This is a genomic window from Massilia scottii (assembly GCF_030846495.1).
Classification (GTDB): domain Bacteria; phylum Pseudomonadota; class Gammaproteobacteria; order Burkholderiales; family Burkholderiaceae_D; genus Telluria_A; species Telluria_A violaceinigra.
Genome location: NZ_JAVCWM010000039.1, coordinates 41,671 through 52,865, shown reverse-complemented (window position 1 = coordinate 52,865; position 11,195 = coordinate 41,671). Strand labels below are relative to the sequence as shown.

The following is an 11,195-nucleotide window of genomic DNA, read 5'->3' as shown; positions in this document are numbered from 1 at the left end:
GATGCCTTCTCAATGATACCCACGCGACCCATGGCCGTGAATTCATCGAGAACCAAAAGACACTGATAACGCAATGCTGGGTTATCTTCTGGCAGCTCATCCATATTAAGATTGAGCAATTGTTGGAAGAAGAGATTAAGTAGCTTCCCAAATTTCTCAATATTTTTAGGTGAAATGACCACGTAGATACTCATGCGCTTGCGCCGAACGTCCAGGAAACTGAACGAATTCTTTGAGGTCGCTTTCGCCGTAATTGGATCAGCAAAGATCAACAGAGGTTGATCGAAACTAATCATGATACTGTTACGCAGCTTTTCACTCGTTTGCGCATACTTCCTAAGCTGATAAACGCATTCCTCCGAAAGAGGCTCAAAAGGCTCACGCGACTTAACGTAAGCCATAAGCGTGTCTTCATCCTTTAAAAACGGTAGCATCACCGGCAATTTCTTGATATGGGCGATGTTGAAATTGTCCCGCTCTTTCGCCGTTTCCATGCAGTAAAGTGCAATACCGAGAAACAGACTTTCCGCTGTTGAAGCCCAAACATCATCGCTTGGCGGATACAGGGTATTCGTAATGGTCATCAGATCACTAACACGGAAACGTGGATCATCACGAACATATGCCATTGGATTCCAGCACGCCGTAGCATAGTCCTCGTCATCAGGCGAGAACTTATGTACTTCTTGCCCACATTTGGCGCGGAATCCTGAAGTCTTTTTGAAGTTCTCTCCTTTAATGTCAAGTACCACCACAGAGTCACGATAATGCAACAGGTTAGGAATAATTATGCCCACACCTTTTCCGGACCTCGTTGGGGCGGCGAGATACATGAATTGTTGCCCCCGGAAAAACAAAAACTCCTTACCCATTTTGCCGACAACAATTGATGGAAATTTGTCACCCGGTTTATCTGCTTCAAGCAAGCCGCCCTTGACTAACTCCATTCGTCCAGCAAATTTACCTGACCCATGAAGCTCGCGCTTCTTTGGCACAAATATCGTGTAAATCATCAGTCCGAAAATCCCGAACGGTATCCCGCCGCTCGCAATCATGGATATTGCAGCGAATCCCTTAACCCGTTTATTTTCTCCGGATTGCGAAAGATCGTATGCAGTTCGTAACCCTGGCTCAATTCCTTCTAAATGGAGATTGCTTATTAACATCGTGGATGTAAACCAAAGTGCCGCGCAGATGGCGCCGGCACACATTAATAACAGGAAGAGTACGCCGCCTGCAATTTTTCCTTTTTTCATCGTGCGCCCCTTAACAGCTTTAATTTTTGGTGCGGATCGTAATAAATCTCGACCAGATGTGTCTTTTCAAAATACAACACAACGTCAATCGTCGTTTGCACTTCCCCTAAGATGTAGCTCATATCTAACGTGCGCCCTACTTCCGATTGCTTGATGTACGACGCTATTTTGTAAAGCGCCCCGCGACAATCATTTGCGTGGATGGATGTGATCGAGCCCTGATGACCTGATTTTAGAGCCATCAAGTAATCCCAGGTCTCGTCACCCCGCAGCTCTGCCAAAAAGATATGGTCCGGCTTCATACGCATGCAGCTTGCCAAAACCTCTTTTGCATTAAAAGTAGGGGAAAAGAAAAGATGAACTGCATTTTTATGACGCGGCGTTGTTAATTCATGCGCATCCTCTAAGGTAAAAATTCGCCGGTCAGCAGGATATAAATCAATCATCGCCTTGGAAAATGTCGTCTTACCAGAACCAGTACCACCAACGGTGACGATGTTCAGAAGGTGTTTTGCCGCCCCTGCAAAAAATTCGACCATACGCCCATTTTTAACGCATTGCAGTAGATCGGCTTCCCAGGGCTGGATATCTTCTCCCAGCCCGGCCAAGCGCGGCTTTAAACGCCCTGAGTCGGCAAACTGTTGAACACTAAAGCGATCAGGAGACGGCTTCCGGATGGTTAAACTGATTGTCCCATCTGTACAAACGGGCGGATATACGATCTGAGCACGCTCCCCATCAGGTAGTGTTAAAGATTGGATCGGTGAATCGCTGTCAAGTTTCTTATGGCAGAACACCGAACTTGCTGTCCCAAACCCTTTTAAAGTAGACAGCGTTAGTGCCGGATGCTCGATACAGTGCCATCCGGCTTGATTCTCGATCCAGTATTCGCCAGGACGGTTAACTGCAAACTCGGTAATCTCACCGCTCAAGGCGTCACTAATTCCCATCTTTTGCATAAGCTGCCGTACCGATACGGACCTATCTGCATGAGCAGGGCGAACAAACTGTGGAGACGTCATTATTTCACCACGCTATATACGGATTCAAAGGAAATATCACGGGCCACCATCACGTTAATGATTTTCCCCGGCAATACGGTAATTGTTGGAGGAATATTAATGGTCCCTTTTAGCGCTTCTGATGCCATTGCCGATCCAGTTCCGCTTGTATTTGAAATCTGAACGGCGCCCGGATCACGACGATCAACCGCAGCACCAACAGCATCTTGAATAAGGCTCAGCATGATTGCACCGCCAAAGCGTTTCCAAAAATGAGTTTCAACATGCCCTCCTACGCCGCTATAGCCCATTTCGTCTGTCGCTGGACTATCAATATCGGCAAACACGCCAGATGGATTATCAACACGAGTCCAGACCACAAAAACACGCGCCTGACCTTGCGCAACATTCGACTTCTGCTCGCCAAAGAACGTTGCGCCCCGGTCGATTAATTTCACCGCGCCATTAGCGGAATACACGTCATTAATCGCTACACACGTGAGAAACCCCGGCAATGTCGTATCAATGCCTGTCCGAAGGGCACACGGAATCGTCATCCCTTTCTTGAGCAGAAAATCGAGATTGCCTAAGCGGCCAGCACGACGTGCTTCGAGCACGGTCGGTTGCAGCATCTCCCCCATGCTTCCGGGTTTCTGTCTTCCTCGACTGGCGATCGCCTCATCAAGGCTTTCGTCACGCATGCGCATCCGAGGCGCTGCCTGCTGCTGCTCGGAGATGCCACCAGTTGGCGCAGTTGCGGATACGGCAGGCTGGCCGTTACCCGCTAACAGAACGTCACCGGCCAAGCGCTGCTCGCTTAAAGTCAGCGGGCGTGGCGCAACCACCTGCGGAGCCCCTTGAGAGCCAGGCGCGCCGGCCGGCGCCACCTGAGCGGCCCCTGGAGCGCTTTGGACGCCCGTAGTGGCCATTCGGTTGCCTTGGGAAGCAGCAGGCGCCCCGGCAGCGCTTGCGGGTTGTGGCGTGCCATTTCCGGCCGCACCAGCGGCCTTGGCGTCGGCATCTGCTTGCGCTACCGCCGCCGCTTCTTCTTTATGCTTGATCTCTGCCTTCACGCGTTCCAACGAATCGCTATCAAGCGCTGTATTCTTCACCTTCGTGGGATCGACCTTGGCTGCAACTACTTGCTGCGCACCTGGAGCCTTTGCCCTGCCCTTAGCGAATAACAAAATACCAAACACGAAAAAGAGTGTTCCACCGAGGCAAGCAAGCAAAACCCCAATTTTCCCAACGTTCGTTTTCCTTTTCGTCCGACTTTCTGGAATGCCCAAAACCCTATCGTTCGATGCGGCATCGAGACTTGGAATCGCGCCTTCATCTGCGCTGTTATCAGTTTCCTGGCTATTGTTATCACTCGACATTTCGCACCCCACCTGATTTTTCAACACGAACTGCTCCATGCACCGACGTGCCAGTATTATTGTATTCAGGCACTTTATAATTACGGTTCACTATTTCGATCATATCTTCACCTAAACGAGCGCGGATAATCGGAACTATTTCCTGTAGCACCGTCACATATCCAGATGAAGCGGCGACATTTTGATTAATCAACGCCTCCGACCCATCAGGTAACACCTTATAAAATAGCGGCAATTCAGCAGAATGCTTGTATTCAAGATGCGTGAATAACCCGTCATCCCATGCAGCCGTGGGCCGTAAGCGCTGATTTTCACCACGCCAGTTATATTCGGTGTTAACGACAATACGTTTCGCCCTGGCTTCCTCAGTGATCTTATCCTTACTCGCTTGCGCGGATGCGGCGAGCGCCGCCATGCGATTAGCGTTTGCAATCTGTTCAGCTTGCTCGCGTTTCTGATCTTCCGGATAAGTGAAGGTAATCACATACGTCGGCTTAACACGATTCGGTGCAAGCTTCACATCAAAGACGTAGCGCCGCTTGTTCGTCACGAGAATCAAATTCGAATCGGGCTTGACGTGTTTTGGCTTCAACAAAAATGTGTGTGCTCTTGAGCCGATATCCCAGCCAGAACCAAAACCCATCCCCAACACCGACAAGTCTGTCTTTTTAGGGTCAATTGTTTCACCTTCCTGAAATTCTATAACCGTCGCCTTTCCGATCTTGGCATAGAAAGTATAAACTTTCCGCGAGCTATACACCTCTTCCCGGATGCGCCCTTCCGGTTCAAAATCGTTAGCAGAGGCGAAGCAAGACAAAGAAACGAGCGAGATTGTCAGTAACTCTTTAATCATTTAATTACCTCATCAACAACACGATACGTCATTGTTTTAAAACCCAACGGATTCGACAGCCGCTGCTGATCGGTCATCGCGCCGTTATCAAATCTATATGATAACGTCGCAATGAAACTCTGTTCAGGAGAACCATCCAGATTTTCACCGCTCGTATTCACACGTTGCTTTGTGAATCGCACTTGAGCGATTTCACCGACAAACGTTATAGAAGCGATTTTGACAACGATCTTCCCTTTATCCTTGAGCATATTTAAAGGCGCAGTATCCGCTTGAATTGTCCGCATATATTCCGAGCCTACATCAGATGCAGACATCAGCTTAACGATTTCGGATTCTGTGCCGACAGTATGCCAATCGTAGCCCTCTCGATGTCTTATGTAAGTCGCGATCCAATACTTGTCAGTGACTTCATCAGATTTCAATGGCGTGTCTTTCAGAGTTTTCATTTGAATGATGCTGCCTGTTTTCGAATCCTTCTCATAAACAACAGGTTGCGGGTCTGTATGATTGAATAGTGCAACCAACAACGCCAACACGCACAGCAGTGAAATCAGCAAGGCCGCTGCGGCTACCGCCCAAGCTATCTTGCGAGATAGCTTTAAACCAATGATTTTTGAATTCTCAAAGTCCAATGCCGCTTCTTCAAACGATTGAGGCGCCCTACTAGCCTTTTTTGGCGACTGCTTCTCTATATCCACTTTTTCCATTTTCATAATTACCCAGCTTTCCGAATACTATTAAACTTATTAGCAATGCTTGTACGAAGCCCCTTTGTTGCCCCCCACGCTTTATGAGCACCCTTCATTTCCTTCGCTGTTCCTTTCATCCCGGAGCTTATTCCACCGGTCAGTGTGCCAATGCTACCCGGCATTGAAGCATTAATACCGCCAGCGCTTAGCGATGATGCTATCGATGCAACCTGTTTGACGAAGAACAGCAACACAAGATTGCCTACCGCAGCCAGGAAAACCGTCTTAAATGGAACTCCATCCAATGTTGAACCAGCGGGAATCATCTTCTGTGATAATCCGACAGATATTGAAGCTACAACCGCTATTATCATCGGTATTAGTGCATAGCTAAAAGCAGTATTTAACCACGCTGAAAAATATTGTCGCGTAGCTGGAAATAAAAGAAAAGCGAAAAACAACGGCCCGACCATAGCAATAATTTGTGATCCAACATTTGCAGTAATGATGAACAATGTCGCGGCTACTAGAAAAGGCACTAAGCCCAAAATCACGATTGTGGCTTTCATCGCTACCAACAAGGTTATGCCAATACCGTCTAGTCCCCCGACCTCTTGCGCTTTAGCGAATCCTTCATCAATGATTTTTAGATATGTCAACGCCAGGGTATCAAGTGCTCCCGAGGTTACGTTTCCTCCACTAACAATATCCGCAAGACTTGTCCCAAGGCCGGTAACAATTGGCGCAACGGTGCTGTTATAGTTGCCCGCGTTTAAACCGAAGCCAATGATAAGCGCCCAGGATGCCATCTTTAAAGAGAAATCAACTACCGGCTCGGTTTCGTTACCACGCAGGTAGTTTAGCGTCATCAAAATGAGATAAATGCCAAAGCATGCCGACGCAATTGGAGCTATACCGTTCGCAAGTCCGGTAGAGACCGTGCTGGCACCAGCGCTGACAATGGCATCTATTTCTTTTATTAGCCAAGTAATAGGTGCGGCTTCATCCATTTTTTTTCCAATCCTGTCACCGTAAAAAAAATGGTGACACATCTGCTAACCAGGTGCAGTAAATGTGTCACCAATACTCTACAAAGTTTCGCCTCCGCGAAACTGGTCCAGCTTATGGGCAGTTCTTCTTGAATTCAGCACAAATGTACTTGCGGTGTGCATCTTGCCGCGCATCTATGACTTCTTGGGCCTGCTTTTCCTTCAAAATCGCCAACAACTGCGATGTTCCAGCAATTGCATTTTGCTCACTGATAATGCGGCTTTGCAAATCAGCCTTTGCCGCAGGATCTTCTGCGGTATCAATCGCACCTTGTAACTTAGCGACCGTTTCCAGCCGTTCGCCGGCAAGCTTGAAATACTCCACCATCGTCGCATTATTGGTCGCCATCGAATCATAGATGGCATTTACCTTAGCATCCTTGACAGTGGGGAACTTGGCACGCTCAGAAGAATAAGTTCCCGTTGAGCGTACCTGCCCCATTACTTTGGCCCAATCCTTCGGCAAATGCGACTGCATCGAGGGGTCAGTAAGAAGCGTCCCCATTCCGCGTGAGCCTTTCATCGCGTCAAGCTGGTTGTTTGCCGTCGAAAGCTGACTTTTCATTGTCGTATATTGCTGCATCATCTGTTGGTATTGAGTTACCAGATTCAAGACAGCAGCGCCGTCAAAGACGGGCACACCAGCGTGCGCGCCGGACACTGCAAACATGCAAATGACACAGGCAAGGAATTTACGGATTTTATTCATAATTTATGCAGCCTTTTTTAATGTATTACTTGTGATTTTTCCGGCACGCCGGAGCTTGATAAAAAATGGAACCCACGCATCAGGATGATTACCAACTTCTGCTTTTGCAGCGTCTAGGTATTTAAAGTCTTCTTGGGCCATCGCCAGTACCGGAATGTAGTCGAGAACGGCGGACATATCCAGTTTGACGATATTCGCTTGCGAGCCCTGCTTTACCAAAAATTTGTAATCGTATTTACCCAGCGCACGAATCTTTGAAAACTCTTTCGTCGATACATTCAATCGAACATAACCACCTCCCTCCGCATTTGTATACTCAGCATCAGGATTGGCAAGATAAATCTTCGTCGGCGTTTGCTGCAAAATATCCGGCAAAAGAGGACTCTTAATAGCATCTTCCGGTGACTGCGAGACAAGCATGATGAATTCATCGCGCCGCCGCCCCACTTTAAGAATGTCAAGAATCTGTTCAGCAGTCGTTGGATATTGAAGCGGCAACCAGAATTCCTCAACCACCGTACACATCAAACCGCCCTGCTTCTTCATCAAAGATTTCAAATGAAGAAGATAGGAAAGGATAGGTTCCGTTGCAGGATGCCCCTTCTTGAGGAAATCGGTTACATCAAAAGCCACCCGCCGCAGGTTAGACCACTCAAACGCATTGGTCGGATTATCCAAGGCATACGCATATTGACCGTCTGTCTCGTCATAGCACCAGTTCGCTAGGCGACGAACAAGACAGTCTTCCCCGCGATCCGGAATGTTTTGCAGCAAGATGCCAAAACGGCGCACTTCAAACGGAAGCTCGAAAACACTGTCCACTGCCTGTTTAATATCCTTGATGTCCTCGCTGCTATGTTCTTTACCATCCCGACGGCCACAAGCCCCAACCAGATCATAAAGAAACGACCGGTTCATGGGGGTATCATCTAGCTGAAATGGATTAAGCCCGGTCGGTTCACCAGCCCTAAGATTGAAATACGTACCGCCAACGCCTTCGGTTAATCCCCGCATTGAGCCGTCTTTATCAATTCCGAAAAGCATATAGTCGAAGCGCTCCAGAAACGCTAATAATGTGGTCTGCGCGGTCGTCTTGCCAACACCAGTTGCGCCGATCATCAGAACGTGCCCAGGTATCTTCTCCCCTTTGAAATCTTTATCCGGTAACGTGTAGTGACAATTGAAATGGTAAACGCCCTTCGCGCTTGTTTTAAGTGGCAGGATAGCCGAACCATCGCCAATGGGATTCCCGAATTGCTTGCCACTACTGAACGTATTCATACTAAACATACCAGAAAAATTTCGCGTATTTTTCGGCATTGGTCGTGGCCGTTCCTTAGCATTGCCAGGGAACATTGCATAGAATGTTGAAGGTGCAGACAACGTCGCTGGCACTACTTGAGTACCACATAGCGAACTCATAGTGGTGCGCATGGTGGCCCCCCTATTCTCAGCTTCCTTTTCGCTGGCGCCATGAACCATTACGCCCAAGTGGAATTCGCCGAAGTAAACGCTACCGCTCGCCACTGCTTGCCGTCCTGCTTCCATGTCTTCATGCTGGTCGCTTGCAAGATCACCAGCGGACCCCATTTTGTTTAATGCGTTACCAATCATTTTCAAAGACTCAGCGGACGTGAGCAAGGTCAATGAACAATTGACCAAAAAGGGGAAAGGTAACGACAACAGCGGATTCAACATTCCCTTTTTTGTAGGCTCCGGAAAATCCTTCAGATCATAAAGCGCACTAAACCGCCGTCCCCCATCCGGGAACCGGGTTTCTAACAGCGTGAAACCGTGATATAGCGAGCTGGACTGGATTGTTTGATGCAGCGGAAGCGAGGTACATGGAATACGCTCCCAAAAACCGTTGTACAAATATGCCAGGAACTCGCTAATCTCACTGAACAGATTGGACTCGTACCTGTAGCTAGTAAGCGTCACCGGCTCATAAGGCCGCAACGATTGCATTACACGAATCTGAATTTCTTCCAATTCCTTGATGCAATCTTCGAGGTCATCGTTTTTACCCGGCTTAAGAACAAACGTCAGATAAAAATCATTTTCAAAGCTGGGCTCCTTTAAAAATTGCTCCATATATTTTTGCGACATATCTTTAAGCCACTCAAAAGAGAACTCATACTTTGTCGAAAAGAGCGTTTCATAATGGTCTAGATGAGCCCATACAGCCATCCTTGGAGCAGTCGTTTTGGCAATCGACAAAAACAAATCGTTGAGCGAGTGGTAATTGTTTCTCAGCACACCATCACTGATTACTTCAAATGGCAACCCTTTGCATCGAACGACGAACATTACACGTCCATCGTCGATACGTGTAATGGTCTCACGGACGTGATAAGTGTACTTCGGCAAGTAATCTTCACCTGCCAATGTGCTCTTTAAAATATTGCTTAACATCTTTTCTCCGTCGTCCATAAGTGATTGGTGCTATCGCCGTGGTCCCGCCGAAATATTTAGCCGATCCGCTAAATTTCTTGCGTAAAACCCATTTGATTTCGATTAGCAGAATGTTGACGGCCTTATCATCGTTTTCAGAAATGATCCGGACAAAGATCAAAACCGGAACAGCGACAAGGCCGACAAGCCAGCCAAGCGGACCAAAAAACAGCCCGCACATCATACCTGCCAATAACGCACCGGACCCGACGAATAGAATAAACATGTACGGTACGCCCCAAATCACAGGCGACCGTCCTAAGCCGTTATAACTGATATATATTTCCGGCTCGATCTCTTCATCTGGTTCCATAGTGTTTTATTGAAAGAGAGCCCACGCCCAGGCGGCCAGAGCAACTGACGCACCCACCAGAGAGACATAGACGACTGCCATGCCGAAGTCGCCCCAGGTCTTCTTATCCATGAAGGCCATAACCCCAGTGAAAATCAAATAACTCGCGGCGCCGGTGCCAACCAGCGCAAAAAGCCCTGTTTGAATATTCTTTGCGGTTGCCTCCGCCGTTGCCAACCCACCAGCAGTGCCAGGAGCCGCAAACGCTACGTTTGCGATAGCGAACAGGAGCAGGCCAAGCGCAGCATTGCCAATTTTTTTGTTCTGAAACGATTTCATTATTTATTTACCTTTTTCCCAAAGTTTTGAAAAACATCCCAAGCTTCGTATTCAGCATCAGTCACCTTGACCTCTGCCATCTGCGGAGCTGGAGACAAATCACCAGCGGCAGGTGCCGCTGTTTTTTTTGCCGCAACCACTACGCTAGTGCGCGGGGCTTCGGCCCGTACGATCTCGCGATCAATTGCCTGCAAATCGGCCTGCAACCTTGAAACACCCTTCAAGGCTTCTTGCATATTGGGCGAATTAGGTAAAGCCGCAACGACCGCATTTAAATCATTCTGAATCTGTGCCCTCTCGTGTTGGAGGATAGCTAACCTATCCTCGTGCGCTGTGGGCGACATACCATTACTCATAGCCGCCTTCATCTTCAGTTCCCCAGGGCCTGCCGATTGAGCCGACAGAGAAAAGAGAAGAACACCAAGGCCCAAAACCAACACGCGCCCTTTCATTTGCTATGCGCTTTCCTGATTGCGTCAGCTTGCGCAGGACTATTAACAGGGGTCTCCGGGGTGTCAGGATCAAGCTGCTTCAACACCGGCTTTTGAGCACACGCAGTCAGCACAAAAACGATCCCCAAAACAACACCAAATCGAACAGTTTTTCGCATCATATTTTCGCCAGATTTTTTCATAGATTTTACACCATTTTTCGATGCAATAATGGTAGCACTACTGAGCCGGCTACACGGCCTTTTTTTGCTCAGTTTTTTTACCTGCAAATCCTAATATGTTCTTCACCTCGCGGACTGTGGTTTTTACGCCGCTCTTTTTCAGTAGGGCAACTATCTCCGAAGGAGAATAGTTCTTCACGTTGTGAAGCACCCTAATCTCTTTCGTTAGCCTCCTCAAAACCTGCTCTTGGGTTAGTGTCTTTGGAGGTAACGGCGGGGCTGCTGCTATCTCGGTCTCAACGGTTTCCACTTTTTCAATAGGGTAGATTTTCGGTAGCATGGTCTTTGTGTGAAAACTTCAATGTTGTTTGGCCCGCACGCTTTTTTCCTCGACTTGGCTCGCGCTCAGACAAACCCTGCATATAGGTAGAACAAGAGGCTAGTCACTACCTATAGCGCAAACTACCCAATGACGAAGAATCCGCCAATCTCTCTGGACAGGCTTCTTCATACCAGAAGGCGTTTTCAGGAAATTATTAAGTCCGAAAGGCAAGACCA

At 48.0% G+C, this 11,195-nt stretch carries 13 protein-coding genes; all 13 read right to left on the bottom strand.

The annotated features are described in order from the left end of the window. On the bottom strand, positions 1-1,256 hold a 1,256-nt coding region (locus tag RBA41_RS31460), incomplete at its 3' end, for a type IV secretory system conjugative DNA transfer family protein (protein ID WP_306628294.1). Continuing rightward, positions 1,253-2,215, bottom strand: a complete 963-nt coding sequence (gene virB11 / locus RBA41_RS31455; protein WP_306628293.1) for a P-type DNA transfer ATPase VirB11 — start codon at positions 2,213-2,215, stop codon at positions 1,253-1,255. The genes virB11 and RBA41_RS31460, both read right to left, overlap by 4 nt. Before the next feature lie 62 nt (positions 2,216-2,277). Continuing rightward, positions 2,278-3,675 carry a type IV secretion system protein VirB10 gene (gene virB10 / locus RBA41_RS31450; protein WP_306628292.1) on the bottom strand — a complete coding sequence of 466 codons (1,398 nt, stop codon included), beginning with the start codon at positions 3,673-3,675 and terminating at the stop codon, positions 2,278-2,280. Beyond that, positions 3,626-4,489, bottom strand: coding sequence for a TrbG/VirB9 family P-type conjugative transfer protein (locus RBA41_RS31445; protein WP_306628291.1), 864 nt, complete (start codon positions 4,487-4,489; stop codon positions 3,626-3,628). The genes virB10 and RBA41_RS31445 overlap by 50 nt, the downstream gene beginning before the upstream one ends. Beyond that, on the bottom strand, positions 4,486-5,205 hold the full coding sequence (locus RBA41_RS31440; RefSeq protein WP_306628290.1) for a VirB8 family type IV secretion system protein: 720 nt from the start codon (positions 5,203-5,205) through the stop codon (positions 4,486-4,488). The genes RBA41_RS31445 and RBA41_RS31440 overlap by 4 nt, the downstream gene beginning before the upstream one ends. A gap of 2 nt (positions 5,206-5,207) precedes the next feature. Then, positions 5,208-6,191 (bottom strand): TrbL/VirB6 family protein, encoded by a 984-nt coding sequence (locus RBA41_RS31435; protein ID WP_306628289.1) that lies wholly within the window; start codon positions 6,189-6,191, stop codon positions 5,208-5,210. Positions 6,192-6,303: 112 nt separating this feature from the next. Next, positions 6,304-6,939, bottom strand: a complete 636-nt coding sequence (locus tag RBA41_RS31430; protein ID WP_306628288.1) for a type IV secretion system protein — start codon at positions 6,937-6,939, stop codon at positions 6,304-6,306. A 3-nt stretch (positions 6,940-6,942) separates the two neighbouring features. Continuing rightward, complete coding sequence (locus RBA41_RS31425) at positions 6,943-9,354, bottom strand: VirB4 family type IV secretion/conjugal transfer ATPase (RefSeq protein ID WP_306628287.1); 2,412 nt, start codon at positions 9,352-9,354, stop codon at positions 6,943-6,945. Continuing rightward, positions 9,317-9,706, bottom strand: coding sequence for a VirB3 family type IV secretion system protein (locus RBA41_RS31420; protein WP_306628286.1), 390 nt, complete (start codon positions 9,704-9,706; stop codon positions 9,317-9,319). Before RBA41_RS31420 ends, RBA41_RS31425 begins: the two co-directional genes overlap by 38 nt. A gap of 6 nt (positions 9,707-9,712) precedes the next feature. After that, positions 9,713-10,024: a TrbC/VirB2 family protein gene (locus RBA41_RS31415; protein WP_306628285.1), complete on the bottom strand. Its 312-nt coding sequence runs from the start codon at positions 10,022-10,024 to the stop codon at positions 9,713-9,715. Then, the gene (locus RBA41_RS31410; protein WP_306628284.1) at positions 10,024-10,476 is read right to left on the bottom strand and encodes a hypothetical protein; all 453 of its coding nucleotides are present in this window, start codon (positions 10,474-10,476) and stop codon (positions 10,024-10,026) included. The genes RBA41_RS31415 and RBA41_RS31410 overlap by 1 nt, the downstream gene beginning before the upstream one ends. Beyond that, a complete protein-coding gene (locus RBA41_RS31405) occupies positions 10,473-10,658 on the bottom strand; it encodes a hypothetical protein (protein ID WP_306628283.1) in 186 nt (61 codons plus the stop codon). Before RBA41_RS31405 ends, RBA41_RS31410 begins: the two co-directional genes overlap by 4 nt. Before the next feature lie 49 nt (positions 10,659-10,707). Then, positions 10,708-10,977: a hypothetical protein gene (locus RBA41_RS31400; RefSeq protein ID WP_306628282.1), complete on the bottom strand. Its 270-nt coding sequence runs from the start codon at positions 10,975-10,977 to the stop codon at positions 10,708-10,710. Positions 10,978-11,195 lie beyond the last annotated feature (218 nt).

What these genes read in the sequence shown, in the direction of transcription:
- virB11 (WP_306628293.1), bottom strand. Translation starts at nt 2,215, where the DNA reads ATGCAAAAGATGGGAATTAGTGACGCCTTGAGCGGTGAGATTACCGAG.
- virB10 (WP_306628292.1), bottom strand. Translation starts at nt 3,675, where the DNA reads ATGGAGCAGTTCGTGTTGAAAAATCAGGTGGGGTGCGAAATGTCGAGT.
- RBA41_RS31445 (WP_306628291.1), bottom strand. Translation starts at nt 4,489, where the DNA reads ATGATTAAAGAGTTACTGACAATCTCGCTCGTTTCTTTGTCTTGCTTC.
- RBA41_RS31440 (WP_306628290.1), bottom strand. Translation starts at nt 5,205, where the DNA reads ATGAAAATGGAAAAAGTGGATATAGAGAAGCAGTCGCCAAAAAAGGCT.
- RBA41_RS31435 (WP_306628289.1), bottom strand. Translation starts at nt 6,191, where the DNA reads ATGGATGAAGCCGCACCTATTACTTGGCTAATAAAAGAAATAGATGCC.
- RBA41_RS31430 (WP_306628288.1), bottom strand. Translation starts at nt 6,939, where the DNA reads ATGAATAAAATCCGTAAATTCCTTGCCTGTGTCATTTGCATGTTTGCA.
- RBA41_RS31425 (WP_306628287.1), bottom strand. Translation starts at nt 9,354, where the DNA reads ATGTTAAGCAATATTTTAAAGAGCACATTGGCAGGTGAAGATTACTTG.
- RBA41_RS31420 (WP_306628286.1), bottom strand. Translation starts at nt 9,706, where the DNA reads ATGGAACCAGATGAAGAGATCGAGCCGGAAATATATATCAGTTATAAC.
- RBA41_RS31415 (WP_306628285.1), bottom strand. Translation starts at nt 10,024, where the DNA reads ATGAAATCGTTTCAGAACAAAAAAATTGGCAATGCTGCGCTTGGCCTG.
- RBA41_RS31410 (WP_306628284.1), bottom strand. Translation starts at nt 10,476, where the DNA reads ATGAAAGGGCGCGTGTTGGTTTTGGGCCTTGGTGTTCTTCTCTTTTCT.
- RBA41_RS31405 (WP_306628283.1), bottom strand. Translation starts at nt 10,658, where the DNA reads ATGAAAAAATCTGGCGAAAATATGATGCGAAAAACTGTTCGATTTGGT.
- RBA41_RS31400 (WP_306628282.1), bottom strand. Translation starts at nt 10,977, where the DNA reads ATGCTACCGAAAATCTACCCTATTGAAAAAGTGGAAACCGTTGAGACC.